The following is a 25,662-nucleotide window of genomic DNA, read 5'->3' as shown; positions in this document are numbered from 1 at the left end:
GAATATTTCGGGATGTTTCAGATTTATGACGAGCCAGGCCCAACGCACCGCCGACACCACCTCGCGCCGTGCCGCGCTGACCCTGGCGCTGTGCCTGCCCAGCGACGTGCTGCTTTATCTGCTGTTGCCCATGGAATCCCAGGCATTCGGCATCACCTTGGCCCAGGCCGGGGTATTGCTGGCGGCCAACCGGCTGGTGCGGATTTTCGGCTACCGGCATGTGCTCAATTTCTACGCGCGCAACGGCGACCGCCTGACCTGCATGATCGCTGCCGGCGCTGCGACGCTGTGCGCCCTGGGCAACTCGATGCTGTCTGGGTTCGCGGCGCTGTTGGGGCTGCGGCTGGTGTGGGGGCTGTGTTTCGCCGCATTGAACCTGTCCACCCAAGTCCTGGCCACCGCCGAGCCCGCCGGTGCCGCGCGCCGCGCCGGGCGTTCTCGGGCCCTGATCGCCTGGGGCCCGATGCTCGCGTTACCCCTGGGCGGCTGGCTGACGTTGTGGGCCGGGCCGCGTCCGATCTTTCTGATTTTGGCCGGTTGCTGTCTGGCGGGCTTGTGGGTCGCGCGCGGATTGCCGTCGGTCGGCCATGATTTGCACGGCACGCCGGGGCGGCGTTTCAAGTGGCCCGACAGTGTGGCGATGTGGTCGTTTATCGAAGGCGTGGCCTTGGATGGGCTGTTTATTTTTGGCCTGTCGATTCAGGCGCAGAAGCTGCTCGGGGGTGATGCGGTGCTGATTGCCGGCGGCTTGATGGCGCTGCGTTATGTCTCGGAAATGCTGTTGAGCCCACTGGGCGGTCACGCCGCGCAACGCTTTGGTGCCACCTCGATGCTGCTGCTGTTTTCGTTCCTGAGTGCTGTGGCCCTGACGGCCTTCGGCAGCTACTGGGTGATCGTCGGTGCGGCCGCGGTACTGGTGCTGCGCGCGCTGCAGCTGCCGCTGGTGACTACCCTGGTTGCCGAACGCAACCCAGGCTCGATGCGCGTATCGGCGCTGGCGTCGAATGCGGTATGGCGTGATATCGGTGCCGGCCTTGGCCCCTTGCTGGCGGGCCTGCTGTTGCCGGTGGCCTCGGCGCCCCTGGTATTTGGCGTGGCGGGGGCGGCGATTGCGGTGAGTGCGCTGTTCTGCTGGCGCGGTCGATGACTTACGCGCCTTTAAGGCCTTCCAGCCAGGCGGGGTCAAAGCGGGTTTGCTGCGTGTCGATCCCTTGCGCCTGCAGCTGTTCCTTGTGCGCCTGCATTTCTCCCTGCAGGTGCGCCTGTGCGCTGGAGTTGGCGTCCAGTTCGTGCATCTGCGTCAGCCCCAGGTGATAAAAGCGCAGCACCTTCATTGCGCCAGGGTCATTCGCCCGCACTCGCTCAGTGACCTTGTGCATCACATTTGTCACGCGCATCAGGTTGCGCTTGAGCTGCCAGCCATACACCGCCGCCGCCAGCCAGGGTTGCGTCCAGAAGGGGCCGCGCACCAGGGCGACGGTGATCAACGCCCCGGCGAACACACCGCCGACGTTGAAGCGAACATTGTCGCCGCCGGGCGAACCGAACAGCAGTACCGCCAGGCTTGAAAGCAACATGGCCAGGGCCAGAAACAGCACGGCCACGATCAGCGTGCTGCGCCGGGTCTGCTGGCGGTAGGTGATGGGGTCGCAGGGTTTGAGCTCGAACATCCGGGTAACGTCTCCAGGAGATGGCGGGGTGGCATCATCGCACGCTTGGGCAAACAAGTTGAACGATGGTGGTGGTGGCTTTCTCTAAAACCCTGTAGGCCGCCAACCCCCGTGAGGTGAACCATCATGCCCGAGTATAAACAACCGCCGCCCGGTACTCCGAACCCCAACCGCACACCCGGCGAAGAAGAGCGCGACAACGACGCGTTGCGTCCCAATGACCCGGCTGATCGCAACGAAGATGACGATGTGGATCGGGTCGAGCAGGACCTGGAAAACCTTCACGACAAAGCCCGTCCGCTTTAGCAGAGGCCATCGACATGAATCATTCGCCTAAAGGCCCGACGTCCAGCGAGCATGCCAGCGCCAAGGACGAGCTGGGTTTCGACCCGGACTCACCGGATGTTGCCGACCCGCAGGTCGACCCCATCGGCCCCGCCATTGCGCCGTTGGACAAAGACAAAAAACAGCAGACAGAAAAAAAGCCGCCCTACGATCCGTTGGGCGACTTGAAGAAGAAGTAGTGCGGGCCCCGCCATCGAGCGGGGCCTTGGTTTATTTGGGCGGCGTCCAGCTGACGTCGGTAATGCCGAACTTTTCCGCCCAGGGACGGGTGGTTTTCTTGACCTGCTCGTGGCCGACGCGGCCGATACGGCTGACATGGGCAATATCGGCATCGACCGCCGCCCAATGCCAGGCTTCGGCGTTGTTCATCACATCGGCGCGTACTACAAAGGACTTTGCCTTGCCGTGCAACTGATAGTGAATGGTGTAGATTTTAGCGGTACTCATGGTGCCTCCCTGTCTTGTTATAAGTGGATAGGGATGCGTTCTAAAAGGTTCATTCAAAATGACAACCTGCCCACCGAGCGGCATAGTGACGCCTTCGCCACGCGCTCAAGGATCGCGCCATGTCCCGGTTGACCCATAGCCATCTCTATCTGCAACGCCTGGGTTACGCTTGCGCGCCAGCGCCTACGCTGCAAACCCTGCAGGCGCTGCAACTGCGCCACGTGTGCACGTTCCCCTTCGAAAACCTGTCGACGCTGCTGCGCCTGCCGGTGCCGATCGACCTGCCCAGCGTCGAGCAAAAGGTCTTGTTCGAGGGACGCGGAGGCTATTGCTATGAGTTGAACCAGATGTTCCTGGCGCTGTTGCAGGCGCTGGGTTTCGAAGCGCGCGGAATCACCGGGCGTGTGGTGATGGGAGGGCCGGCGGATGCCCACACGGCTCGCACCCATCGCCTGAGCCTGGTGACCGTGGACGGTGTGCGCTACATCACCGATGTGGGCTTTGGCGGCATGGTGCCCAGTAGTCCGCTGCGGCTGGACACGCAGGCGGCCCAGCCCACCGCCCATGAACCGTATCGTGTGACCGGCGACGGGCAGGGCAGTTATACGCTGTGGGCCCGGGTCACCGAAGAGTGGCGTGGCTTGTATGTGTTCGACCTGCAAGAGCAGGCCGATGTCGACTACGAAATCGGCAACTGGTACGTCTCGACACATCCGGGCTCGCCGTTCCTCGGCCAGTTGAAAGCCGCGCGATTGGCACCGGGGGTGCGCCATACCCTGAACAATGCCAATTACGCGATTCATTACCTCGACCGGCCGAGCGAGAAGCGTGTGTTGAAGAGTGCCGATGAACTGCTTGAGGTGCTTGGCGCGGTCTTTGGTATTCGCCCACCCCTTCATCCAACGCTCGACGCCACGTTGGAGGCCTTAGTCGCGGTTGAGGCGTAGACGCTTGGTCTAGAGCCCTGGATGAACCGTTTTATCTCAACACAGGTACAAATTTTTTCGAACCTTTGGCGCAAACCCGCGCTCGAACCGGTTCCTGAATAATTTGCCACCTGACAAGGAGATGTAAACGATGTCCAAAGTATTCGGAAAATTCCTCAAGCGTTCCTCATTGCTGGCGCTGGTCGCCGCGCCGGCGGTGGTGTTCGCTGCACCGTCCACCGACCCGATTTCCACCTTCGGGCTCCTGGGCAGCTACAACGACTTCAAACTTGAAGGCGGTAGCGAAAGCGATAAGGATCATATGCCGCAGGCGGGCCTGTTCTATAACTTCGGCAACAAGCTCACCGCCGAATCAGGCTTCATCTACCAGGCCGGTATCGAAGCCAAGTACGGCAAGAAGAACGACAATAAACTCAAGGAAGGCCAGGCCGACCTCGACCTCGGCTGGCGTGCCGCGCTGGATGCACGCAACTTTGTCGACGTGATCGTGGGCGGCGGTTACAGCTGGACCCGTTACGAGCTGGACTCCAATAACAACGACCTGGAGCTCACCAACAAATCGCCATTCGCCAAGGCTGCCCTGGGATACAACCACCAGTTCGACGACATGACCCTGCGCGTCGAAGCCGGTGCCCGCCGTACCCTCGATGGCCGCACCAGAATCAAGGTCGATGGCTTGGGCAGCGACACCGTGGACCTCAAGGATCGCACCAACCCGTATGCCGAAGTCAGCCTGTTGATGAACCAGAAGGGCGATCTGCCGGTGATGGCGGGCCTGTATTACACGCGCACCGAGTACAAGCTGGATGCCGACTCGGAAGTGGCCGATAACACCCGGCTCAAGCGTGATGAATATGGGGTCAAGGTAGGTATTGCGTTCTAAGGTAGCGCGCTGAAAAAAAACGCCCCGACGTGATTCGGGGCGTTTTTTTTGCCTGAAAGAGTGTTCCTCAGAATGCAAAAACGGCGCCCGAAGGCGCCGTTTTGTTTACTGCAGCTATTCGATCAAACACCCAATACCGCGTGCTGCACCAGAGTGAGCAACGGCTGTGGGTACACACCCAGGAAGAACGCGAGCAGGGCGATGGCCAGCAGCATTACGCCACCGGCTTTCTGTTCCCAGTGCAGCTCGGCATCCACGCGGCGCAGGTTCGGCTCGATCAGGTACAGGGTGACCATCACGCGCAGGTAGTAGAACACACCGATGGCGCTGCCCAGTACCAGCGATGCAACCAGCCACCATTCGTGGGCTTCGACACCGGTGGCGACGATGTAGAACTTGCCGATAAAGCCGGCCGTCAGCGGGATACCGGCCAGGGACAGCATCATCACGGTCAGCACGGCGGTCAGGTACGGACGGCGCCAGAACAGGCCACGGTATTCGTACAGGGCGTCGGCGTCACGGCCTTTGTAAGGCGAGGACATCAAGGTGATCACACCAAACGCGCCGAGGCTGGTGATCACGTAGGTCACCAGGTACACGCCGATGGCTTCCACGGCCAGGCCTTTGCTCGCCACCAGGGCGATCAGCAGGTAGCCGAAGTGGGCGATGGACGAATAACCCAGCAGACGCTTGAGGTTGTTCTGGGTCAGGGCCAGCAGGTTACCGAACAGGATCGACGCGATGGCGATCACGGTCAGCACGTTGCTCAGCACGCCGGTGTTGGCGGCGGGGGAGATCTGGAACAGACGCACCATCACCGCAAACACCGCAACCTTGGACGCCGTGGCCAGGAACGCGGCCACCGGCGCCGGGGCGCCTTCGTACACGTCCGGGGTCCACAGGTGGAACGGCACCAGGGAGAGCTTGAACGCCAGGCCGATCAGCATCATCGCCAGGCCCAGTTGGGCGATCGGCGCAGGGCTGTTGGTAGCGGCCAGGGCATGGCCGATACCGGTGAAGCTCAGGCTGCCGGCTTCAGCATAGAGCAGGGCCATACCGAACAACAGGAACGCGGAACCGGCGGCCGACAGCACCATGTACTTGATGCCGGCTTCCAGCGAGCGCTTGTTGAAGAAGGCATAGGCCACTAGGCCGTAGGTCGGGATCGACAGCAGTTCCAAACCGATGAACAAGCCGGCCAGGTGCTGCGCGCTGACCAGCACGATACCGCCGGCCGCAGCCAGCAGGATCAGCAGGTACAGCTCTTCGCGGTTGCCCGGGTAGCCGGTGCCGCCTTCGCCGAGGTAAGCATGGGCGAGGGTGACGCAGGCCAGGGTCGCGACCAGGATCAGCGCGATGTACAGCAGCGCGAAGTCATCGACCATCATCAGCGGGGTCACCGCCAGTGGCGCGACCTTGAGGGCCGGGATGATCGACAGCAGGGCCAGGTTCAAACCGGCACAGGACAGCAGGAACGTTTGCGAGTGATTGCGGCGCCAGGCGATCGCCAGCATCACCACCACGATGGTGAGGCTGGTGATCAGCAGCGGCGCAAGCGCGATAAAGTGTTGGATCGTGAATTCCATAGCGCTCTTACCGGGCCGAAGCGAGTTGAGAGAAGGCGGTGCCGAACCACTGCTGCACGCCATGCATCGTTGCGGCAGAAGTGTCCAGGAACGGCTGCGGGTAGACGCCGATGTAGATCAGCAGTACCGCCAGGCCGAGCACCATGATCAGTTCGCGCGCATCCATCCCTTTCAGGACGGTGTCGGACTTGGCCGGGCCGAAGTAGGCGCGGTGGATCATGATCAGCGAGTAGACCGAACCGAATACCAGGCCGGATGTGGCGATGGCGCTGATCCACGGCGTCTGCACGAAGGCACCCATCAGGATCAGGAACTCGCCGATGAAGTTGCCGGTACCCGGCAAGCCCAGGGATGCAGCGGCGAAGAACAGGCTGATCGCCGGCAGGTACGCGATACGCGACCACACACCACCCATTTCACGCATGTCACGGGTGTGCAGGCGCTCGTACAGCTGACCACTCAGGATAAAGAGTGCGGCGGCCGAGACGCCGTGGGCCAACATCTGGATCACCGCGCCTTGCAACGCCAACTGGCTACCGGAGTAGATGCCGATCAGTACGAAGCCCATGTGGGAAACGGACGAGAAGGCAATCAGACGCTTGATGTCGGTTTGGGCGAAGGCCAGGAACGCACCGTAGAAGATCCCGATCAGACCCAGGGTCATGGCGATCGGCGCGAATTCGGCCGAGGCATTCGGGAACAGCGGCAGGGCGAAACGCAGCAGGCCATAGGCCGCCGTCTTCAACAGGATACCGGCGAGGTCGACGGAACCGGCGGTCGGCGCCTGGGCGTGAGCATCCGGCAGCCAGGAGTGGAACGGCACCACCGGCAGCTTCACCGCGAAGGCGATGAAGAAGCCCAGCATGAGGATGTACTCGGTGGTCAGGGACATCTTGGTTTTCAACAGGTCGGCGTAGTTGAACGTAATCACGCCTGTGCTGTTGAAGTTGACCAGTACCAGACCCAGGATCGCCACCAACATGATCAGGCCGGAAGCCTGGGTGAAGATGAAGAACTTGGTCGCCGCGTAGATCCGGGTTTTCTTGCCGTCCGAAGAACTGTGACCCCAGAGCGCGATGAGGAAGTACATCGGCACCAGCATCATTTCCCAGAAGAAGAAGAACATGAACAGGTCGAGGGCGAGGAACACGCCGACAACGCCGCCCAGGATCCACATCAGGTTCAGGTGGAAGAAGCCCACGTGACGCTGAATTTCTTTCCAGGAGCAGAGTACCGAGAGGATACCCAGCAGGCCGGTCAGCAGGATCATCAACAGCGAGAGGCCGTCGAGGGCCAGGTGCACGTTGATGCCGAAACGCTGGATCCACACGTGCTTGAATTCAAGCGCGAAGGTCGGATCGACGCCCGGTGCCGGAGCGAATGAATAGTCACCATGGGCCCACAGCCAGAGGCCGAGCGCGAGTTCCAGGGACATGGTCAGCAACGCAATCCAGCGGGGGAGGGTGGCGCCGAAGCGTTCACCCATCCAGCAGAGCAGGCCGCCGATAAAGGGGATCAGGATTAGCCAGGGCAGAATCATGACAGGCTCGTTTCCTTTCGCAGGTTTGCAAAGTTCGCAATGTACGCAATGTGCATGGACATAGTCAGACCGCCACGACAACGATGGCGCCGATCACCAGCACGGCACCGACCGCCATGGACGCTGCATACCAACGCAGTTGACCGGTCTCGCTGCGGCTCAGGGCGGTATGACCGGCCTTGGCGGCACGCGGGATCAGGCCGATGGTCTGGTCGAGCGGGTCTTTGCGCAGTACATGGCTGATGGCGAGGTAAGGCTTGACGAACAGTTTGTCGTAGATCCAATCGAAGCCCCAGGCGGCGAACCACCAGGCCGACAGGAAACGGCCAATGCCACTGTTGGCCACGGCGGTCACGAAGCGACGCTTGCCGAGGAACAGCAGGGCCGCCAGCAGGATACCAGCGATGGCAATGGCGCCCGAGGCGATTTCCAGGCTGTGCTGGGCTTCGCCGCCGGCATGGCCGACGCTTTGTGGCAACACACCGTGCAGAGGCGGGGTGATCATCGCGCCGACGAAGGTCGACAGGATGATCAGCACCGACAAGGGCAACCAGTGGGAGATGCCGTGGCCTGCGTGCGCTTCGGTCTTGGCTTCACCGTGGAAGGTGATGAAGATCAGGCGGAAGGTGTACAGCGAGGTCATGAACGCACCCACCAGGCCTGCGTACAACAGGTTCTGGTTACCGCTGGCAAAGGCTTCCCAGAGGATTTCGTCCTTGGAGTAGAAACCGGCGGTCACCAGCGGCAGGGCGGCCAGGGCGGCACCACCGACGATGAAGCTGGCGTAGGCCAGTGGCAGTTTCTTCCACAGGCCGCCCATCTTGAAGATGTTCTGCTCGTGGTGGCAGGCGACGATCACCGCACCGGAAGCGAGGAACAGCAAAGCCTTGAAGAAGGCGTGGGTCATCAGGTGGAAGATCGCCGCGTCCCAGGCGCCAACGCCCAGGGCCAGGAACATGTAGCCGATCTGGCTCATGGTCGAGTAGGCGAGGATACGCTTGATGTCGGTCTGTACCAGGGCAGCGAAGCCGGCCAGTACCAAGGTCACGCCGCCAACGATACCTACAAGATGCAGGATGTCCGGCGCCAGGGTGAACAGGCCGTGGGTACGGGCGATCAGGTAAACACCGGCGGTGACCATCGTTGCGGCGTGAATCAGTGCCGACACCGGCGTAGGGCCGGCCATCGCATCCGCCAGCCAGGTTTGCAGCGGCAGTTGCGCGGATTTACCCACGGCGCCGCCCAGCAGCATCAGGGTGGCGAGGGTGATCCAGAAGTCGCCGACCTGGAATTTCTGCGGTGCCAGCACCAGCAGTTCCTGGATGTTCAGCGTGCCCACCTGTTGGAACAGGATGAACAGGCCGATGGCCATGAACACGTCGCCGATGCGCGTGACGATAAACGCCTTGAGTGCCGCGTTACCGTTGTTGCGGTTGCTGTAGTAGAAACCGATCAACAGGTACGAGCACAGGCCCACGCCTTCCCAACCGAAGTACAGGAACAACAGGTTATCGCCCAGCACCAGGAACAGCATGCTGGCGATAAACAGGTTGGTGTACGAGAAGAAGCGCGAGTAGCCCGCTTCACCGCGCATGTACCAGGACGCGAACAGGTGGATCAGAAAGCCTACACCCACCACCACGCCAAGCATGGTGATCGACAGGCCGTCGACGTAGAGGGCGAAGTTGGGCTTGAAGCCTTCCACCGACATCCACTGCCACAGCACCAGGGTGTAGTGACCGCCTTCCGGCGGCGCCACGTTGAATTGCCAGATGACGTAGGCGGCCACGATGGCCGACAGGCCGATCGAGCCCACGCCGACCAGGGCAGACAGGTTTTCCGACCAGCGTCCACGGGAGAACGACAGCAGCAGGAAACCGATCAGGGGAAATACGAAAGTCAGAAAGATCATGTTCATCCGCGCATCTCACTGGCAGCGTCGATATCAAGCGTGTGGAAGCGACGGTACAGCTGCAGCAGGATCGCCAGGCCAATACTGGCTTCGGCGGCTGCCAGGCTGATGACCAGGATGAACATGACTTGTCCATCCGGCTGGCCCCAACGTGCGCCCGCCACGATGAATGCCAGTGCCGCGGCGTTCATCATGATTTCCAGGCTCATCAACACGAACAGAATGTTACGGCGAACCATCAGGCCGACCAGGCCAAGGCAGAACAGGATGCCGGCGACCGCCAGACCATGCTCCAAAGGGATAGCAGGCATCGTCATTGCTCCTTGGCTTCGTTGCGGCCCAAGTGGAAGGCAGTGATGGCTGCGGCGAGCAGCAGCATCGAAGCCAGTTCGACCACCAGCAGGTACGGGCCGAACAGGCTAATGCCCACGGCTTTCGCGTCTACGGTGGTGTGGCCGATGGCCTGGCCGCTCTGGTGAGCGAACAGCACATACAGCAGTTCACCCAGCAGCAGGGCGGCGAGGACAACCGGGCCGAGCCAGATGCCGGGCTTGAGCCAGACGCGTTCCTGGGCGACCGAAGCCGGCCCCAGGTTGAGCATCATCACCACAAACACGAACAGCACCATGATGGCGCCGGCGTAGGCGATCACTTCCAGCACGCCGGCGAACGGTGCGCCGAGGCTGAAGAAGGTCATGGCCACGGCGATCAGCGAAATGATCAGGTAGAGCAGGGCGTGCACAGGGTTGGTGTTGGTGATCACGCGAAGCGTGGACACAACCGCGATACCCGATGCGAAATAGAAAGCGAATTCCATCTTTCTTCCTTAAGGCAGCAAGCTCTTCACGTTGATCGGCTCGGCTTCGTTTTGTGCGGCGCCTTTGGGCTTACCGGCAACGGCCATACCTGCAACACGATAGAAGTTGTAATCAGGGTTTTTACCGGGACCGGAGATCAGCAGATCTTCTTTCTCGTACACCAGGTCCTGACGTTTGAACTCGGCCATCTCGAAATCCGGCGTGAGCTGGATCGCGGTGGTCGGGCAAGCTTCCTCGCAAAGGCCGCAGAAAATGCAGCGCGAGAAGTTGATGCGGAAGAAGTCCGGGTACCAGCGACCGTCTTCGGTTTCAGCTTTCTGCAGGGAAATACAACCCACCGGGCACGCCACGGCGCACAGGTTGCAGGCTACGCAACGCTCTTCGCCATCGGGGTCGCGGGTGAGTACAATGCGGCCGCGATAGCGCGGCGGCAGGTACACCGCTTCTTCCGGGTATTGCAGGGTGTCGCGTTTGCGAAAGCCATGGCCGAAAACCATCACCAGGCTTCGCAACTGGGTACCGGTACCCTTAACGATGTCGCCAATATATTTGAACATGGGTCAAATCCTCACTGAACCGCGGCAGCCGGCGTGTTCAACAACACGACGGCAGCCGTCACCAGCAAATTGATCAGGGTCAGCGGCAGGCAGAATCTCCAGCTGAAATCCATCACCTGGTCATAGCGTGGGCGCGGAATCGAGGCGCGCAGCAGGATGAACAGCATGATGAAGAACGCGGTCTTCAGGAAGAACCAGAAGAAGGCCAACTGCGGCAGGATGCCGAACGGACCGTGCCAGCCGCCGAAGAACAGCGTCACCAGCAGGGCCGAGATCAAGATGATGCCGATGTACTCACCGACGAAGAACATGCCCCATTTCATGCCGGCATATTCAATGTGGTAACCGTCGGCCAGTTCCTGTTCCGCTTCCGGCTGGTCGAACGGGTGACGGTGAGTCACGGCCACGCCAGCGATGAAGAACGTACAAAAGCCAAAGAACTGCGGAATGATGAACCACAGGTTCTGTGCCTGGTACTCGACGATATCGCGCATGTTGAACGAACCAACCTGCACCACGATGCCCATCAGCGCCAACCCCATGAACACTTCATAGGATACGGTTTGCGCCGAGGCACGCAAGCTGCCCAGCAGGGCGAACTTGTTGTTGCTCGACCAACCGGCGAACAGCACCGCATAAACCGACAGGCCGGCCATGGCGAAGAAGAACAACAGGCCGATGTTCAGGTCCGCCACGCCCCAGGTCGGGGTGATCGGGATGATCGCGAAAGCGATCAGCAAGGCGCTCATGGCCACGACCGGTGCCAGGGTGAAGATCACCTTGTCGGCAAACGGCGGGGTCCAGTCTTCCTTGAAGAACATTTTCAGCATGTCGGCGGCGATCTGGAACATGCCGAATGGGCCAACGCGGTTCGGACCGTAACGGTCCTGCCACCAGCCCAGCAGGCGACGCTCGACGAAGCTGAGCAGGGCGCCCGCCACGACCACGGCCAACAGGATAACGATGGCCTTGACCACCGAGATGATCACGTCAATTACTTCCGGCGTGAACCAAGTCATTGCGCTGCCTCCTGCAGACCGTCAACGGTAAGGCCTGCAATCGCAGGCGGGATGCCGGCGATGCCTTTTGGCAATGCAACCAGGCCGGCGCCCAACTCATCGTTGATGCGCAGCGGCAGACGCAGGGTCTGGCCGGCTACGTTCAGGCTGAGCAGGGCGCCGTCGTTGACGCCCAGGCGATCGGCTTCGGACTTGGCCAAGGACACGTAAGCGGCAGGAATGCGCTCTTGAACCGGTGCGGCCTTGGAAGAGGTTTCTTCGCTGCCGAACAGGTGGAAGAACGGCACGACCTGCCAGGTGCCCGGTGCCGGGTTGAACGGGCGCGGTACGGCGCAGAACCAGTTCAGCGAGTCACCGCTGGTTTCGATCAGGCGGGTGCCTGGGTCGCCTGCGCGGATATGCCCACCGACTTCGTCCTGGAACTTGTTCCAGGCCTGCGGCGAGTTCCAGCCCGGCGACCAGGCGAACGGCACCTGCTGACGCGGTTCGGACGAACCCGAGTAACCTTCCATGGAGAAGGCGAACGCGGTGTCGTTGTCTTGCGGGGTACGCGGTTCGTGCACGCTGATGTCGGCGCGCATGGCGGTCCGACCGGAGTAACGCAGCGGCTCACGCGCCAGCTTCAGGCCCTTGATGCGGAACGACGCGGACGGCGCGGCATCGACGATACGCGCCAGCTGCGGGGCACTGGAGGCCACGGCAGCGGTCACGTGGTCGAGCTGGGTCCAGTCGATCGGCTGGTTCAGCAGGGTGGCGCGCAGGGCATGCAGCCAGCGCCAGCCTTCGTGAACCAGGATGCTGGCGTCCATGTACTTCGGATCGAACACCTGGAAGAAGCGCTGGGCGCGGCCTTCCTGGCTGACCAGCGTGCCGTCGCCTTCGGCGAAGGTGGCGGCTGGCAGCACCAGATGGGCACGGTCGCTGGTGGCGGTCTTCTGGTGGTCGGCCACGATCAGCACCTTGGCGGCGTTGAGCGCAGCGTCGACCTTGGCCGCAGCGGTGCGGGTGTACAGGTCGTTTTCCAGCACCACGATGGCGTCGGCACGGCCGTCGGTCACTGCTTGCAGCGCAGCGTCCACGGACTCGCCACCGAGCATGGCCAGGCCAAGGCTGTTGGCTTCCGGCACCACCAGGCTGATGGAGCCGTTCTTGTCGCGCAGCTTCAAGGCCTTGGCGATGTTGGCGGCGGCTTCGATCAGTGCTTTTGAACCCAGGGAGGTGCCGGCGATGATCAGCGGGCGTTTGGCCGCCAGCAGGGCGTCGGCAATGCGTTGGGCCAGTTCGACGGCTTCAGTGTCCAGGCCTTCGACGGCAGGCGCGCTGGCGTCGAGGGCGTGGGCCACGGCGAAACCGATGCGCGCCAGGTCGTCCGGGGCGGCGTGCACGCACTCTTCGGCGATGTCGTCGAGCTTGGTTTCAGCCAGGCTTGCGATAAACAGCGGGTTCAGCGCGTGCTGGCCGATGTTCTTCACGGCGGCGTCGAGCCAAGGCTGTACGCGCATGGCGTCGGCCATTTCTTCGGCCTTGCCTTTGACCGACTGACGCAGGGACAGCGCAATACGCGCGGCGGTCTGGGTCAGGTCTTCACCGAGCACGAAGATGGCATCGTGGTCTTCGATGTCGCGCATGTTCGGCACGGGCAACGGGCTGTCGTTCAGCACTTGCAGGACCAGGCGGATGCGTTCCAGCTCACCGGCTTCGATGCCGCTGTAGAAGTGCTCGGCACCCACCAGTTCGCGCAACGCGTAGTTGCTTTCGAGGCTGGCGCGCGGCGAACCGATCCCCACGATGTTGCGGCCGCGCAGCAGGTCGGCGGCTTTATCCAGTGCCTCGTCCAGGCTCAGCTTGGCGCCATCGGCCAGCAATGGCTGGCGTGGACGGTCTTCGCGGTTGACGTAGCCATAGCCGAAACGGCCACGGTCGCACAGGAAGTACTGGTTGACCGAACCGTTGAAGCGGTTTTCGATACGACGCAGTTCACCGTAGCGCTCGCCCGGCGAGATGTTGCAACCGCTGGAGCAGCCATGGCAGATGCTCGGGGCGAATTGCATGTCCCACTTACGGTTGTAGCGCTCGGAGTGGGTCTTGTCGGTGAACACACCGGTCGGGCAGACCTCGGTGAGGTTGCCGGAGAACTCGCTCTCGAGCACGCCGTCTTCGACGCGACCGAAGTACACGTTGTCGTGGGCGCCGAATACGCCCAGGTCGGTACCGCCGGCGTAGTCTTTATAGAAACGCACACAGCGGTAGCAGGCGATGCAGCGGTTCATCTCGTGGGAAATGAACGGGCCGAGGTCCTGGTTCTGGTGAGTGCGTTTGGTGAAGCGATAGCGGCGCTCGTTGTGGCCGGTCATCACCGTCATGTCTTGCAGGTGGCAGTGACCGCCTTCCTCACAGACCGGGCAGTCGTGGGGGTGGTTGGTCATCAACCATTCGACAACGCTGGCGCGGAACGCCTTGGATTCTTCATCGTCGATGGAGATCCAGGTGTTGTCGGTGGCTGGGGTCATGCAGGACATGACGATACGACCACGGGTGTCGTTTTCGTCGGTGTATTGCTTGACCGCACACTGGCGACAGGCACCGACGCTACCGAGCGCGGGGTGCCAGCAGAAATACGGGATGTCGAGGCCGAGTGACAGACACGCCTGTAACAGGTTGTCCGCCCCATCGACTTCGAGCGCTTTGCCGTCTACGTGGATAGTGGCCATGGTTCAAAGTTCTTCGTTGGCCCGTTGTCAGCGGGCGTGGCTAATGGAATCTTGTTATTCATGTGCATCTACACAGCCTTTACGGCGTCAGCACATGAGCAAGGCGAAGAGCACGGGCCCTTCGCCTGTTTAAGCGTTACGCGCCGACTACGATCGGCCTCGCCAGAGGCGGGACGGCGGCGCTGGTTGGCGCGATGCCGGCTTCGAACTCCGAGCGGAAGTATTTGATTGCGCTGCCCAATGGCTCCACGGCGCCCGGTGCGTGAGCACAGAACGTCTTGCCTGGGCCGAGAAAACCGACCAAACCGAGCAGGGTTTCGATATCACCCTCGCGGCCTTCGCCGTTTTCCAGGGCCATCAGCAGCTTGACGCTCCATGGCAGGCCATCGCGGCATGGGGTGCAGAAGCCGCAGGATTCACGGGCAAAGAACTGCTCCATGTTGCGCAGCAGCGAGACCATGTTCACCGTGTTGTCGACCGCCATCGCCAGGCCGGTACCCATCCGGGTGCCCACCTTGCCGATGCCGCCTGCATACATTTGTGCGTCCAGGTGCTCGGGCAACAGGAAACCGGTACCGGCGCCGCCTGGCTGCCAGGCTTTCAGGGTGTAGCCGTCGCGCATGCCGCCGGCGTAGTCCTCGAACAGCTCGCGTGCGGTCACGCCGAACGGCAGCTCCCACAGGCCTGGGTTCTTGACCTTGCCGGAGAAGCCCATGAGCTTGGTGCCCATGTCTTCGCTGCCTTCGCGGGCCAACGATTTGTACCAGTCCACGCCGTCGGCGATGATCGCCGGCACGTTGCACAGGGTCTCGACGTTGTTCACGCAGGTCGGCTTGCCCCACACGCCGACGGCGGCGGGGAAGGGCGGCTTGGAGCGCGGGTTGGCGCGGCGGCCTTCGAGGGAGTTGATCAGTGCGGTTTCTTCGCCGCAGATATAACGCCCGGCGCCGGTGTGCACGAACAGTTCGAAGTCGAAACCGGAACCGAGGATGTTCTTGCCCAGCAGGCCGGCAGCCTTGGCTTCTTCCACGGCACGGTTGAGGTGCTTGGCGGCGGTGGTGTATTCGCCGCGCAGGAAGATATAGCCACGGTAGGTTTTCAGCGCGCGAGCACTGATCAGCATGCCTTCGATCAGCAGATGGGGCAGTTGCTCCATCAGCATGCGGTCTTTCCAGGTGTTGGGCTCCATTTCATCCGCGTTGCACAGCAGGTAACGGATGTTGATGGATTCGTCCTTGGGCATCAGGCCCCACTTCACGCCCGTGGGGAAGCCTGCACCGCCGCGGCCCTTGAGGCCGGCGTCTTTCACGGTCTGGACGATATCGTCCTGGGCCATGTCGGCGAAGGCTTTGCGCGCGGCGGCGTAACCGTTCTTGGCCTGGTATTCGTCGAGCCATACCGGCTCGGCATCGTCGCGCAGGCGCCAGGTCAGCGGATGGGTCTCAGGCGAACGCTTGATCAGGTTGGCCGGGCCGAAAGAAGTCAGGGTCATGGGTAGCCCTCGAGCAATTGGGTCACGCCAGCAGGCTGCACGTCACCGAATGTGTCGTCGTCGATCATCAACGCCGGCGCCTTGTCGCAGTTGCCCAGGCAGCACACCGGCAGCAGCGTGAAGCGGCCATCCGGGGTGGTCTGGCCGAGGCCGATGCCCAGCTTGTTCTGGATCTCGCTGACCACGGATTCGTGGCCGCCGATGTAGCAGACCATGCTGTCGCATACGCGAATGATGTGGCGGCCGACCGGCTGGCGGAAGATCTGACTGTAGAACGTCGCCACGCCTTCAACGTCGCTGGCGGGGATGCCGAGGATCTCGCCGATGGCGTAGAGGGCGCCGTCGGGCACCCAGCCACGTTCCTTCTGGACGATCTTCAAGGCTTCGATCGACGCCGCGCGCGGGTCTTCGTAGTGATGCAGCTCGTGCTCGATGGCCGAGCGCTCGGTTTCACTCAAGGTGAAACGGTCTGTCTGGATAAGCGTGCTGTTCATGCTTAGCGGTCCACGTCGGCCATAACGAAATCGATACTACCCAGGTACGCAATCAAGTCCGCGACCATCTCGCCTTTGATCACCGAAGGGATCTGCTGCAAGTGGGCAAAGCTTGGGGTACGGATCCGGGTGCGGTAGCTCATGGTGCCGCCATCGCTCGTCAGGTAATAACTGTTGATACCCTTGGTCGCTTCGATCATCTGGAAGGATTCGTTGGCCGGCATCACCGGGCCCCACGAAACCTGCAGGAAGTGCGTGATCAGGGTTTCGATGTGTTGCAGCGTGCGCTCTTTGGGCGGCGGCGTGGTCAGCGGGTGATCCGCTTTGTAAGGACCTGCCGGCATGTTGCGCATGCACTGCTCGATGATCTTCAGGCTCTGGCGCATTTCTTCGACACGCACGATGCAGCGGTCGTAGGCATCGCCATTGGCCGCCAGCGGTACTTCGAATTCGAAGTTCTCGTAGCCGGAGTACGGGCGCGCCTTGCGCAGGTCGAAGTCGCAACCGGTGGAACGCAGGCCTGCACCGGTGACGCCCCATTCCAGGGCTTCTTTGGTGTTGTACTGCGCGACGCCGATGGTACGCCCCTTGAGGATGCTGTTGTCCAACGCAGCCTTTTGGTACTCGTCCAGACGCTTGGGCATCCAGTCGATGAATTCCTTGACCAGACGCTCCCAGCCATTGGGCAGGTCGTGCGCCACGCCGCCGATGCGGTACCAGGCCGGGTGCAGACGGAAACCGGTGATGGCTTCGATGACCTTGTAGGCGCGCTGACGGTCGGTGAAGGTGAAGAACACCGGGGTCATGGCGCCGACGTCCTGGATATAGGTCCCCAGGAACAGCAGGTGGCTGGTGATCCGGAAGAACTCGGCCATCATGATGCGGATGGTGTCGACGCGGTCTGGCACCTTAATGCCGGCCAGCTTCTCGACCGAGAGCACGTACGGCAGGTTGTTCATCACGCCGCCGAGGTAGTCGATACGGTCGGTGTACGGGATGAAGCTGTGCCAGGACTGACGCTCGGCCATCTTCTCGGCACCACGGTGGTGGTAGCCGATGTCCGGTACGCAGTCGACGATTTCTTCGCCGTCCAATTGCAGGATGATACGGAAGGCGCCGTGAGCCGAAGGGTGGTTCGGGCCCAGGTTGAGGAACATGTAGTCCTCGTTGGTGCCGGAGCGCTTCATGCCCCAGTCTTCCGGACGGAAGCGCGCGGCTTCCTCTTCCAGCTGTTGCTTGGCCAGGTTGAGGCTGAACGGGTCGAATTCGGTGGCGCGGGCAGGGAAGTCCTTGCGCAGCGGATGACCTTCCCAGGTCGGCGGCATCATGATACGCGTCAGGTGCGGGTGGCCCGGGAAGTCGATCCCGAACATGTCCCAGACTTCGCGCTCGTACCAGCTGGCGTTCGGCCAGATACCGGTCACGGTCGGGACGCTCAGGTCGCTTTCGCTCAATGCGACCTTGATCATCACGTCGCTGTTACGTTCCAGCGACATCAGGTGGTAGAACACGGTGAAGTCGGCGCCGCTCGGCAAGCCCTGGCGCTTGGTGCGCAGACGCTCGTCCACGCCATGCAGGTCATAGAGCATGACGTACGGCTTGGGCAGGTTGCGCAGGAAGGTCAGGACTTCGACGAGCCTGGCACGCGCCACCCACAGCACCGGCATGCCGGTGCGTGTGGCCTGGGCGGTGAAGGCGTCAGGGCCAAAACGGTTATTGAGTTCGACAACCACATCCTGGTCGTCTGCCTTATAAGGCGGGATGTACAGAGCACTGCCTGTAGTCATGGTTTTTTATCGCTTTCGGTCAACGTAAAGAATGAGGCCAGGTTTTCGTTCTATAAAAGAAGCGGGCTGGATCAGACTTCGTCGGGGCTGCGCAGGTTGGTGACTGCGATTCGCTGTTCGCGGCGCTGTTCCTTTTGGGACGGCATCTCGGCGCGGTAAACGCCTTGATCGCCGACGACCCAGGACAGTGGGCGACGCTCCTTGCCAATCGATTCCTGCAGCAGCATCAAGCCTTGCAGGAATGCTTCAGGGCGGGGCGGGCAGCCAGGCACGTAGACGTCCACGGGCAGGAACTTGTCCACCCCTTGAACGACGGAGTAGATGTCGTACATGCCACCGGAGTTGGCGCACGAACCCATGGAGATAACCCATTTAGGTTCGAGCATTTGCTCATAGAGACGCTGGATGATCGGCGCCATCTTGATGAAGCAGGTACCGGCGATAACCATGAAATCCGCCTGGCGCGGCGATGCCCGGATAACCTCGGCGCCAAAGCGCGCGATGTCGTGGGGCGCCGTGAAGGCGGTGGTCATTTCCACGTAGCAGCACGAAAGGCCGAAGTTGTACGGCCACAGGGAGTTTTTACGCCCCCAGTTGACCGCGCCACTCAGCACGTCTTCCAGCTTGCCCATGTAGATGTTTTTGTGGACTTGATCTTCTAACGGGTCGGAAACGGTTTCCCGTTCGCCGATGGGGTACTGCTCGTTAGGAGCATCCGGGTCGATCCTGGTGAGATTGTATTGCATCGCCAAAGCCTCATTGTTTCAGCTTCGCTTGCCGCTTACGACGAGCTTCCGGAGCCCAGTCAAGGGCGCCCACTCGAAATAGGTAGACAAGGCCTGCCAACAGAATTGCTATGAAAACGAGGGCTTCGACGAATCCGGTCCAGCCGCTTTCGCGGACGGACACAGACCAGGCAAAGAGAAAAAGGGCTTCGATATCGAAGATCACGAACAGCATCGCGACCAGATAGAATTTGGCTGAGAGCCGCAAGCGGGCGCCACCTGTAGGTAGCATGCCGGATTCGAACGGTTCGTTTTTGCTGCGGCCCCAGGCTTTTGACCCGAGGAGGCTGGAGACGCCAAGCATGAAGGCGCAGAGGCCGACAACACCGAGGAGGAAAATGGCAAAGCCCCAGTTGTGGGCCATGAGTCCTGTCGCTTCGGTCATGCTGGAAATCCTTAACAGAGAGCAAAGGTCTCTGAGCTCGAAAAAGTAATGATGCAGTGACGATATGTCGCAGCGCAGTCAATCGCGTTGATTTTATGGCTAAACACCGGGCAAGTAAAATTGCGATAGCGAAATTATTCGTTGGAATAAGGACATAGTGCACCTCGATGGGGCTGCAACCCTTGCATGGTGGGCATTAGCGGGCATTTAATCAAATGTGTTTTGTTTAACCGGTAACGAAGCTTTTAAGCGCTAAATGATAATGAATATTGTTTGCGCGGGGGTTTAAGCGAATGTTTCTCGTGTGGCGCGGGAAGTTGCCGTTACTTGGTTGATTGTCGCTAGTTGCCGGAGCGGATCTTTTAACTGATTTGTCTGCAGTGAATACCGCTCTGGATCAAGGTTTGCGCAAAATTTTCAGGCAGATCACATTGGGGGCTCGCTGAAGCAGACAGGTACAGGCAAAAAAACGCCCCGAACCAGTCGGGGCGTGATTGTTGTGCGGCACGGCGGTTAGCTTTTTAACGGGTCCGCCGTGGCCGTGTACTCAGTGCTTAGTGGAACTGTTCTTCTTCGGTCGAGCCGGTCAGCGCGGTCACGGACGAGGTGCCGCCCTGGATCACGGTGGTCATGTCGTCGAAGTAGCCGGTGCCCACTTCCTGCTGGTGCGCTACGAAGGTGTAGCCTTTGGCGGCGTCGGCGAACTCCTGCTCCTGCAGCTTCACGTAGGCGGTCATGTCGTTGCGGGCGTAGTCGTGCGCCAGGTTGAACATGCTGTGCCACATGTTGTGAATGCCGGCCAGGGTGATGAACTGGTGCTTGTAGCCCATGGCGGACAGTTCGCGCTGGAACTTGGCGATGGTCGCGTCGTCCAGGTTCTTCTTCCAGTTGAAGGAAGGCGAGCAGTTGTAGGACAGCAGTTGGTCCGGGTATTCCTTCTTGATCGCTTCGGCGAAGCGACGGGCCTCGTCCAGGTCCGGCTTGGCGGTTTCGCACCAGATCAGGTCGGCGTACGGTGCGTACGCCAGGCCGCGAGCGATAGCCTGGTCAAGGCCGGCGCGTACCTTGTAGAAGCCTTCCTGGGTGCGCTCGCCTGTCACGAACGGCTGGTCGTACGGATCGCAGTCCGACGTCAGCAGGTCGGCGGCGTTGGCATCGGTACGCGCCAGGATGATGGTTGGCGTGCCGGCGACGTCTGCCGCCAGGCGGGCGGCGGTGAGCTTCTGTACGGCTTCCTGGGTTGGAACCAGTACTTTGCCGCCCATGTGGCCGCATTTTTTCACGGATGCCAGTTGGTCTTCAAAGTGAACGCCGGCGGCGCCCGCTTCGATCATGCTTTTCATCAGCTCGTAGGCGTTCAGTACGCCACCAAAACCGGCTTCGGCGTCAGCCACGATCGGTGCGAAGTAGTCGATGTAGCCTTCGTCACCTGGGTTCTTGCCGGCTTTCCACTGGATCTGGTCGGCGCGACGGAACGAGTTGTTGATGCGCTTGACCACGGTCGGAACCGAATCCACCGGGTACAGCGATTGGTCGGGGTACATGGATTCGGCGGAGTTGTTGTCCGCCGCCACTTGCCAGCCGGACAGGTAGATCGCCTGGATACCGGCTTTCACCTGTTGGACTGCCTGGCCACCGGTCAGGGCGCCCATGCAGTTGACGAAATCTTTGTCGGGACGGAAGGAAGGCTTGGCACCTTGGGTGACCAGGTTCCACAGCTTCTCGGCGCCGAGTTTTGCAAAGGTGTGCTCGGGTTGAACCGAGCCACGCAGGCGGACGACGTCAGCAGCGGAATAAGCGCGGGTCACGCCTTTCCAGCGTGGGTTTTCAGCCCAGTCTTTTTCGAGGGCTGCAATTTGCTGTTCGCGTGTCAGTGCCATGGGGAAAAACCTCGTCGCATAGGTCTAGGTGGAGAAATCCTTTTGCCAGCCGCGCAATCGTTGCGGTGCATGGCTGCTCGCTGACCAGAAGCAGAGGCGGTCAAGTCAGGTTCGACGGGGGAGGCGACGGGATGAACGAAGGGCTCAAGGGAGGGGCGAGCAGGTAGAGGCGGGCCAAGAACAGTCTTCGGGCGTCGTGGGCCCTTGGGCATTCTGCAGCGTGTTGCCGGGTTACCTGGTTAGCTTCCGTCCCTCGGGACAACTTCGTTCCAGTCGCAACCAAAGTCAAACACACCTTGTGGGCGGTACAGACACGAATCGGCTCGGGTGGGTAGCTTGGAGCGACGATCCGAAGGCCCTTGCCAGGGCCCCTGATTAGCGGGAGCGAGGCCATCATGCCCATGCTTTTTTGGATCGTCAAATGTTTTGTAGTGCTTTTTTTGCAGCACTACATCTTTAGTCTAATACGACTCATCAGTCAGTTTTTGGTGCTTCAGTTCAGGGTGTCGACTTTGACCCGCACAGTCAGGTCATCGCGGCCCTGAGTAGAGTAGCTGCGGGTTGTAGAGGATTTGTCGGCCAGGGTCTGACGATTGATGCCGGCCAGGGGGATCCATTCGCCAAGACGTCCGCTGACGGTTGTGTCGGTACTTTGCACATTCACTACATCGGGACGTTCCTGGCTCATGCGGTCACGGTTGGTACTGATCGCCAGGTGTACGGTCTCGCCAGTGACGCTGGCGGTGACGTAAAAACCTTGGGTCACGTTGCGATACTGGGTCTGGTTTTGCGGGCGGCCGTAGGCGTCGGGCTGAGTGGTGGTCAATGGCACGCTCTGGCCGACCTGAATCAGCGCAGGTATGCCTTCGCTGGCCTGGATCTGCTGGATGCCGCCGTCGCGGCTCTCGGTGCTGTAGGTGATGACGTGGCTGTTGGTTTGTTGGTTGTTCTCGTCGGTATCGACAGTGATCAGCAGGCGTCTGGCCGGCGTGTCGAGTTGGGCGAGCAAGGCGCGCAGATCTTCGATCTTGCCGGGCTCGGCTTTAACAATAAGCTGGTTGCCATAAGCGCTGACGGTGCCGTCCTTGCCGATGAAGTTCTGCGCCACCGGCAGCAGGTCGGCGCTGGTGCGGTTGCTCAGGTTGACGACCTGGGTGTCGGCCATTGCCGAGCAACTGGCAGTGAGGAGGAGGGCGGTGAGCAGGGTGCGTAGGGACATGTCCGTTATCTCTGCGAGTCATTTGGGCTTGATAGTGCCAGTTTGTCGGCCTGGGGTGTAGTGAGCGGGGCAAGCCCGCTCACCACAGGCAAGCCCTTACAGCAGGGATCAGCCCCCACGCACCATATCGACGTGCGGAATCCCGACTTCCAGGAATTCTTCACTGACAATCTCGAAGCCCAGCCGCTCATAGAACGGCGCGGCATACACCTGGGCACTGAGGAACTGCCGGGTCTGGCCGCGTTTCTCGGCCACGCCAATCACCGCTTCCATCAGCTTGTCGCCGACCTTCAGCCCACGCCAGTCCTTGAGCACCGACACGCGGCCGATTTCGCCGCTGGGCAGCAGGCGCGCGGTGCCTATCGGAAAATCACCTTCGAACGCCAGGAAATGCACGGCATCTGCGTCGTCCGCGTCCCATTCAAGTTCCGGTGGGACCGATTGTTCAGCGATAAACACCGCTTCACGAATGCGCCGAATCTCGTCGATATCCTTTCGCCAGTCCGCGACACTTACGTGAATCCTATTCATCGGCAAATCCCAGGCTGCCTTGCTTGACCAGTTCGCACAGAAGCGCGCGGCCGTCTTCGTCAGCGAGCCACTCGCTGAGGTTTTCGCTGTGCAGTGCGTCGGCGGAGCATACGAGTTTCAACAGCTCGCGCAGCTTGCCCGGCAGGTAACGGCTCTGGCCGCTGGCGAACAGCAGCACGTCGTCGTCGACTTCGGACCAGGCCATGCGCGCGCTTGGGTTGCGCACCAGGATCGCACCGTCTTGCACGCTGGCGATGAAGTCATCTTCACCCAGCTCTTCGCCGGCCACCAGTTCCGGGTAGCGTGGCTCCGTCATGAATTGGCCGAACCAGGTCAGCAGCATGCGCTCGTCGCTCATGTGCTCGGCCAGCAGGCTCTTGAGGCGGTCGAGAGCGTCGCTCTGGATCTGGTGCGGGTCGCTGACGGGCTGGGCGTCGGCGTCGGTGTAGCGCTCTTCGTCCGTCAGGTACTGGGCGAGGAAGTCGGTGAAGTGGGTCAGTACTTCGGCAGCGCTCGGCGCGCGGAAGCCGACCGAGTAGGTCATGCAGTCATCTTCGGCGATGCCGTAGTGCGCCAGGCGCGGCGGCAGGTAGAGCATGTCGCCCGGTTCCAGCACCCATTCGGCGCTTTCTTCGAATTCGGCGAGGATGCGCAGGTCGGCGTGTTGCAGCAGCGGGCTTTCCGAGCTGCACATCTGGCCGATCTTCCAGTTGCGCTTGCCCTGGGCTTGCAGCAGGAACACGTCGTAATTGTCGAAGTGCGGCCCAACGCTGCCGCCAGGGGCGGCGAAGCTGATCATCACATCGTCGATGCGCCAGCTGGGTAGGAAGCGGAACTGCTCCAGCAGCTCGGCCACTTCCGGCACGAATTGGTCAACCGCTTGCACCAGCAGGGTCCACTCGCGTTCAGGCAGGGTGCTGAAGGCGTCTTCGGCAAACGGGCCGCGGCGCAGTTCCCACGGACGCTCGCCGTGTTCGATCACCAGGCGCGATTCGACTTCTTCTTCCAGTGCCAGGCCTGCCAGTTCGTCGGCGTCGATCGGGCTTTCGAAGTCAGGGATGGCCTGGCGGATCAGCAACGGTTTTTTCTGCCAGTAGTCGCGCAGGAATTCACGTGCCGTGATGCCGCCCAGAAGTTGAAGAGGGATGTCAGGATTCATGTGTAACCTATTGAAAAAAAGCACTTTTCAGACTGGAATAAAAACGCCCGGCGCGGCCGGGCGTCTCAACGGGGCGCGCAATGATCAGATGCGCTTGGCTTGCTCTACAGCGTTGCCGATGTAGTTAGCCGGCGTGAGCAATTTCAGCTCGGCCTTGGCGGCGGCTGGCATGTCCAGGCCGTCGATGAAAGTTTGCAACGCTTCAGGGCTGATGCCCTTGCCACGGGTCAACTCTTTGAGCTTCTCGTAAGGGTTTTCGATGTTGTAGCGGCGCATTACGGTCTGGATCGGCTCGGCCAGCACTTCCCAGCACGCGTCCAGGTCGGCGGCGATCTTCTGCTCGTTGAGCTCGAGCTTGCTGATGCCCTTGAGGCTGGCTTCGTACGCGATCACGCTGTGGGCAAAGCCCACGCCGAGGTTGCGCAGTACGGTGGAGTCGGTGAGGTCGCGCTGCCAGCGGGAGATCGGCAACTTGCTGGCCAGGTGCTGGAACAGCGCGTTGGCGATGCCGAGGTTGCCTTCGGAGTTTTCGAAGTCGATCGGGTTGACCTTGTGCGGCATGGTCGACGAGCCGATTTCACCGGCAATGGTGCGCTGCTTGAAGTAGCCCAGGGAGATGTAGCCCCAGATATCGCGATCGAAGTCGATCAGGATGGTGTTGAAGCGCGCAATCGCGTCGAACAGCTCGGCGATGTAGTCGTGCGGTTCGATCTGCGTGGTGTAGGGGTTGAAGCCCAGGCCCAGTTCGTCTTCGATGAAGGCGCGGGCATTGGCTTCCCAGTCGATCTCAGGGTAGGCCGACAGGTGGGCGTTGTAGTTGCCTACCGCGCCGTTGATCTTGCCCAGCAGCGGTACCGCTGCCACTTGAGCGATCTGACGCTCCAGGCGGTACACCACGTTGGCCAGTTCTTTGCCCAGGGTGGTCGGCGACGCCGGCTGGCCGTGGGTGCGCGACAGCATCGGCACCGCAGCGAAGCGGATCGCCAGTTCGCGGATGGCTTCGGCGGTCTGGCGCATCAGTGGCAGCATGACGTCATCACGGCCTTCGCGCAGCATCAGGGCGTGGGACAGGTTGTTGATGTCCTCGCTGGTGCAGGCAAAGTGGATGAATTCGCTGACCTGAGCCAGTTCCGGCAGCTTGGCGGCCTGTTCCTTGAGCAGGTATTCGATGGCTTTTACGTCGTGGTTGGTGGTGCGCTCGATCTCTTTGACACGCTCGGCGTGCTCCAGGGAGAAATTTTCCGCCAGGGTGTTGAGCACAGCGTTGGCCTGCGCGGAAAACGCCGGCACTTCGCTGATGGCGGGGTGAGCGGCCAGGCGCTGGAGCCAGCGCACTTCAACCAGTACACGAGCACGGATCAGGCCGTATTCGCTGAAAATAGGGCGCAGGGCCTGGGTTTTGCCGGCGTAGCGGCCGTCAACAGGGGAAACCGCAGTGAGCGAAGAGAGCTGCATGGGGTGTTCTCGGACAGTCGGGCAACGAAATGGGGCGCGT

The 25,662-nt window shown here is 61.2% G+C and carries 25 protein-coding genes; 5 read left to right on the top strand and 20 right to left on the bottom strand.

The features are described 5' to 3' along the window. Positions 1-25: 25 nt before the first annotated feature. Positions 26-1,147, top strand: coding sequence for an MFS transporter (locus tag V6M90_RS20645; RefSeq protein ID WP_078825212.1), 1,122 nt, complete (start codon positions 26-28; stop codon positions 1,145-1,147). A 1-nt stretch (position 1,148) separates the two neighbouring features. Here the strand turns inward: V6M90_RS20645 and V6M90_RS20640 are convergent, their stop codons facing one another. Then, entirely contained in the window at positions 1,149-1,670 is a 522-nt protein-coding gene (locus V6M90_RS20640) for a DUF3087 family protein (protein ID WP_141064417.1), read from the bottom strand. A gap of 126 nt (positions 1,671-1,796) precedes the next feature. Here V6M90_RS20640 and V6M90_RS20635 point away from each other — a divergent pair, with 126 nt between their 5' ends. Both V6M90_RS20635 and V6M90_RS20630 read left to right on the top strand, forming a co-directional pair. Further along, positions 1,797-1,976 carry a hypothetical protein gene (locus V6M90_RS20635; RefSeq protein ID WP_003174736.1) on the top strand — a complete coding sequence of 60 codons (180 nt, stop codon included), beginning with the start codon at positions 1,797-1,799 and terminating at the stop codon, positions 1,974-1,976. A 14-nt stretch (positions 1,977-1,990) separates the two neighbouring features. Further along, the gene (locus V6M90_RS20630) at positions 1,991-2,194 is read left to right on the top strand and encodes a DUF6021 family protein (RefSeq protein WP_003174735.1); all 204 of its coding nucleotides are present in this window, start codon (positions 1,991-1,993) and stop codon (positions 2,192-2,194) included. Positions 2,195-2,225: 31 nt separating this feature from the next. On the opposite strand, the gene V6M90_RS20625 is transcribed toward V6M90_RS20630, so the two are convergent. Next, positions 2,226-2,462 (bottom strand): DUF6555 family protein, encoded by a 237-nt coding sequence (locus tag V6M90_RS20625; protein ID WP_003174734.1) that lies wholly within the window; start codon positions 2,460-2,462, stop codon positions 2,226-2,228. Between the two features lie 119 nt (positions 2,463-2,581). Between V6M90_RS20625 and V6M90_RS20620 the strand changes: the two genes are divergently transcribed. Together V6M90_RS20620 and V6M90_RS20615 are read left to right on the top strand one after the other, a co-directional pair. Next, complete coding sequence (locus V6M90_RS20620) at positions 2,582-3,409, top strand: arylamine N-acetyltransferase family protein (RefSeq protein WP_332847063.1); 828 nt, start codon at positions 2,582-2,584, stop codon at positions 3,407-3,409. A 130-nt stretch (positions 3,410-3,539) separates the two neighbouring features. After that, positions 3,540-4,292 (top strand): outer membrane beta-barrel protein, encoded by a 753-nt coding sequence (locus V6M90_RS20615; protein ID WP_332847062.1) that lies wholly within the window; start codon positions 3,540-3,542, stop codon positions 4,290-4,292. A 122-nt stretch (positions 4,293-4,414) separates the two neighbouring features. Here V6M90_RS20615 and nuoN read toward each other — a convergent pair whose 3' ends face one another. The 18 genes from nuoN to purB form a co-directional block, all read right to left on the bottom strand. Then, entirely contained in the window at positions 4,415-5,878 is a 1,464-nt protein-coding gene (gene nuoN / locus V6M90_RS20610; RefSeq protein ID WP_003174731.1) for an NADH-quinone oxidoreductase subunit NuoN, read from the bottom strand. 7 nt (positions 5,879-5,885) lie between these two features. Continuing rightward, the gene (gene nuoM, locus V6M90_RS20605) at positions 5,886-7,418 is read right to left on the bottom strand and encodes an NADH-quinone oxidoreductase subunit M (protein WP_017527174.1); all 1,533 of its coding nucleotides are present in this window, start codon (positions 7,416-7,418) and stop codon (positions 5,886-5,888) included. A gap of 64 nt (positions 7,419-7,482) precedes the next feature. Further along, positions 7,483-9,336, bottom strand: a complete 1,854-nt coding sequence (gene nuoL, locus V6M90_RS20600) for an NADH-quinone oxidoreductase subunit L (protein ID WP_141064413.1) — start codon at positions 9,334-9,336, stop codon at positions 7,483-7,485. Continuing rightward, positions 9,333-9,641, bottom strand: coding sequence for an NADH-quinone oxidoreductase subunit NuoK (gene nuoK, locus V6M90_RS20595; RefSeq protein ID WP_003174727.1), 309 nt, complete (start codon positions 9,639-9,641; stop codon positions 9,333-9,335). Before nuoK ends, nuoL begins: the two co-directional genes overlap by 4 nt. A 2-nt stretch (positions 9,642-9,643) precedes the next feature. Then, entirely contained in the window at positions 9,644-10,147 is a 504-nt protein-coding gene (gene nuoJ, locus V6M90_RS20590; protein ID WP_003174726.1) for an NADH-quinone oxidoreductase subunit J, read from the bottom strand. Between the two features lie 9 nt (positions 10,148-10,156). Beyond that, entirely contained in the window at positions 10,157-10,705 is a 549-nt protein-coding gene (gene nuoI, locus V6M90_RS20585) for an NADH-quinone oxidoreductase subunit NuoI (protein ID WP_003174725.1), read from the bottom strand. 11 nt (positions 10,706-10,716) lie between these two features. Then, positions 10,717-11,724, bottom strand: a complete 1,008-nt coding sequence (gene nuoH / locus V6M90_RS20580; protein WP_003174724.1) for an NADH-quinone oxidoreductase subunit NuoH — start codon at positions 11,722-11,724, stop codon at positions 10,717-10,719. After that, positions 11,721-14,435, bottom strand: coding sequence for an NADH-quinone oxidoreductase subunit NuoG (gene nuoG, locus V6M90_RS20575; protein ID WP_332847061.1), 2,715 nt, complete (start codon positions 14,433-14,435; stop codon positions 11,721-11,723). The genes nuoH and nuoG overlap by 4 nt, the downstream gene beginning before the upstream one ends. A 136-nt stretch (positions 14,436-14,571) precedes the next feature. Next, the gene (gene nuoF / locus V6M90_RS20570) at positions 14,572-15,927 is read right to left on the bottom strand and encodes an NADH-quinone oxidoreductase subunit NuoF (protein WP_003174722.1); all 1,356 of its coding nucleotides are present in this window, start codon (positions 15,925-15,927) and stop codon (positions 14,572-14,574) included. Further along, positions 15,924-16,421 (bottom strand): NADH-quinone oxidoreductase subunit NuoE, encoded by a 498-nt coding sequence (gene nuoE, locus V6M90_RS20565; RefSeq protein WP_003174721.1) that lies wholly within the window; start codon positions 16,419-16,421, stop codon positions 15,924-15,926. The genes nuoF and nuoE overlap by 4 nt, the downstream gene beginning before the upstream one ends. A gap of 2 nt (positions 16,422-16,423) precedes the next feature. Further along, positions 16,424-18,208: an NADH-quinone oxidoreductase subunit C/D gene (gene nuoC / locus V6M90_RS20560; protein ID WP_027606326.1), complete on the bottom strand. Its 1,785-nt coding sequence runs from the start codon at positions 18,206-18,208 to the stop codon at positions 16,424-16,426. A gap of 71 nt (positions 18,209-18,279) precedes the next feature. After that, on the bottom strand, positions 18,280-18,954 hold the full coding sequence (locus tag V6M90_RS20555) for a NuoB/complex I 20 kDa subunit family protein (protein WP_003174719.1): 675 nt from the start codon (positions 18,952-18,954) through the stop codon (positions 18,280-18,282). A gap of 10 nt (positions 18,955-18,964) precedes the next feature. Then, positions 18,965-19,378: an NADH-quinone oxidoreductase subunit A gene (locus V6M90_RS20550; RefSeq protein WP_003219575.1), complete on the bottom strand. Its 414-nt coding sequence runs from the start codon at positions 19,376-19,378 to the stop codon at positions 18,965-18,967. A gap of 554 nt (positions 19,379-19,932) precedes the next feature. Then, the gene (gene aceA / locus V6M90_RS20545; protein ID WP_003174717.1) at positions 19,933-21,258 is read right to left on the bottom strand and encodes an isocitrate lyase; all 1,326 of its coding nucleotides are present in this window, start codon (positions 21,256-21,258) and stop codon (positions 19,933-19,935) included. Between the two features lie 493 nt (positions 21,259-21,751). Beyond that, complete coding sequence (locus V6M90_RS20540; RefSeq protein ID WP_003174716.1) at positions 21,752-22,477, bottom strand: secretin N-terminal domain-containing protein; 726 nt, start codon at positions 22,475-22,477, stop codon at positions 21,752-21,754. Between the two features lie 108 nt (positions 22,478-22,585). Further along, a complete protein-coding gene (locus V6M90_RS20535; RefSeq protein WP_141064411.1) occupies positions 22,586-23,008 on the bottom strand; it encodes a GNAT family N-acetyltransferase in 423 nt (140 codons plus the stop codon). Next, the gene (locus tag V6M90_RS20530; protein WP_042944936.1) at positions 23,001-24,167 is read right to left on the bottom strand and encodes a ribosomal protein uL16 3-hydroxylase; all 1,167 of its coding nucleotides are present in this window, start codon (positions 24,165-24,167) and stop codon (positions 23,001-23,003) included. The genes V6M90_RS20535 and V6M90_RS20530 overlap by 8 nt, the downstream gene beginning before the upstream one ends. Positions 24,168-24,251: 84 nt before the next feature. Then, positions 24,252-25,622 carry an adenylosuccinate lyase gene (gene purB, locus V6M90_RS20525; protein WP_012724947.1) on the bottom strand — a complete coding sequence of 457 codons (1,371 nt, stop codon included), beginning with the start codon at positions 25,620-25,622 and terminating at the stop codon, positions 24,252-24,254. Between the last annotated feature and the right edge of the window lie 40 nt (positions 25,623-25,662).

It is taken from the genome of Pseudomonas lactucae (genome assembly GCF_036688725.1).
Lineage (GTDB): Bacteria > Pseudomonadota > Gammaproteobacteria > Pseudomonadales > Pseudomonadaceae > Aquipseudomonas > Aquipseudomonas lactucae.
This window is presented reverse-complemented; position numbering and strand designations above follow the sequence as displayed.

Bases quoted from the DNA above. Each gene is read 5' to 3' on its own strand.
- V6M90_RS20540 (WP_003174716.1), bottom strand. From the start codon at position 22,477: ATGTCCCTACGCACCCTGCTCACCGCCCTCCTCCTCACTGCCAGTTGC.
- V6M90_RS20550 (WP_003219575.1), bottom strand. From the start codon at position 19,378: ATGACCGAAGCGACAGGACTCATGGCCCACAACTGGGGCTTTGCCATT.
- V6M90_RS20620 (WP_332847063.1), top strand. From the start codon at position 2,582: ATGTCCCGGTTGACCCATAGCCATCTCTATCTGCAACGCCTGGGTTAC.
- V6M90_RS20530 (WP_042944936.1), bottom strand. From the start codon at position 24,167: ATGAATCCTGACATCCCTCTTCAACTTCTGGGCGGCATCACGGCACGT.
- V6M90_RS20535 (WP_141064411.1), bottom strand. From the start codon at position 23,008: ATGAATAGGATTCACGTAAGTGTCGCGGACTGGCGAAAGGATATCGAC.
- nuoJ (WP_003174726.1), bottom strand. From the start codon at position 10,147: ATGGAATTCGCTTTCTATTTCGCATCGGGTATCGCGGTTGTGTCCACG.
- V6M90_RS20640 (WP_141064417.1), bottom strand. From the start codon at position 1,670: ATGTTCGAGCTCAAACCCTGCGACCCCATCACCTACCGCCAGCAGACC.
- nuoK (WP_003174727.1), bottom strand. From the start codon at position 9,641: ATGCCTGCTATCCCTTTGGAGCATGGTCTGGCGGTCGCCGGCATCCTG.
- aceA (WP_003174717.1), bottom strand. From the start codon at position 21,258: ATGGCACTGACACGCGAACAGCAAATTGCAGCCCTCGAAAAAGACTGG.
- nuoF (WP_003174722.1), bottom strand. From the start codon at position 15,927: ATGACCCTGACTTCTTTCGGCCCGGCCAACCTGATCAAGCGTTCGCCT.
- V6M90_RS20625 (WP_003174734.1), bottom strand. From the start codon at position 2,462: ATGAGTACCGCTAAAATCTACACCATTCACTATCAGTTGCACGGCAAG.
- V6M90_RS20635 (WP_003174736.1), top strand. From the start codon at position 1,797: ATGCCCGAGTATAAACAACCGCCGCCCGGTACTCCGAACCCCAACCGC.
- V6M90_RS20645 (WP_078825212.1), top strand. From the start codon at position 26: ATGACGAGCCAGGCCCAACGCACCGCCGACACCACCTCGCGCCGTGCC.
- nuoH (WP_003174724.1), bottom strand. From the start codon at position 11,724: ATGACTTGGTTCACGCCGGAAGTAATTGACGTGATCATCTCGGTGGTC.
- nuoG (WP_332847061.1), bottom strand. From the start codon at position 14,435: ATGGCCACTATCCACGTAGACGGCAAAGCGCTCGAAGTCGATGGGGCG.
- nuoI (WP_003174725.1), bottom strand. From the start codon at position 10,705: ATGTTCAAATATATTGGCGACATCGTTAAGGGTACCGGTACCCAGTTG.
- nuoE (WP_003174721.1), bottom strand. From the start codon at position 16,421: ATGAACAGCACGCTTATCCAGACAGACCGTTTCACCTTGAGTGAAACC.
- nuoM (WP_017527174.1), bottom strand. From the start codon at position 7,418: ATGATTCTGCCCTGGCTAATCCTGATCCCCTTTATCGGCGGCCTGCTC.
- V6M90_RS20555 (WP_003174719.1), bottom strand. From the start codon at position 18,954: ATGCAATACAATCTCACCAGGATCGACCCGGATGCTCCTAACGAGCAG.
- nuoL (WP_141064413.1), bottom strand. From the start codon at position 9,336: ATGAACATGATCTTTCTGACTTTCGTATTTCCCCTGATCGGTTTCCTG.
- nuoN (WP_003174731.1), bottom strand. From the start codon at position 5,878: ATGGAATTCACGATCCAACACTTTATCGCGCTTGCGCCGCTGCTGATC.
- purB (WP_012724947.1), bottom strand. From the start codon at position 25,622: ATGCAGCTCTCTTCGCTCACTGCGGTTTCCCCTGTTGACGGCCGCTAC.
- nuoC (WP_027606326.1), bottom strand. From the start codon at position 18,208: ATGACTACAGGCAGTGCTCTGTACATCCCGCCTTATAAGGCAGACGAC.
- V6M90_RS20615 (WP_332847062.1), top strand. From the start codon at position 3,540: ATGTCCAAAGTATTCGGAAAATTCCTCAAGCGTTCCTCATTGCTGGCG.
- V6M90_RS20630 (WP_003174735.1), top strand. From the start codon at position 1,991: ATGAATCATTCGCCTAAAGGCCCGACGTCCAGCGAGCATGCCAGCGCC.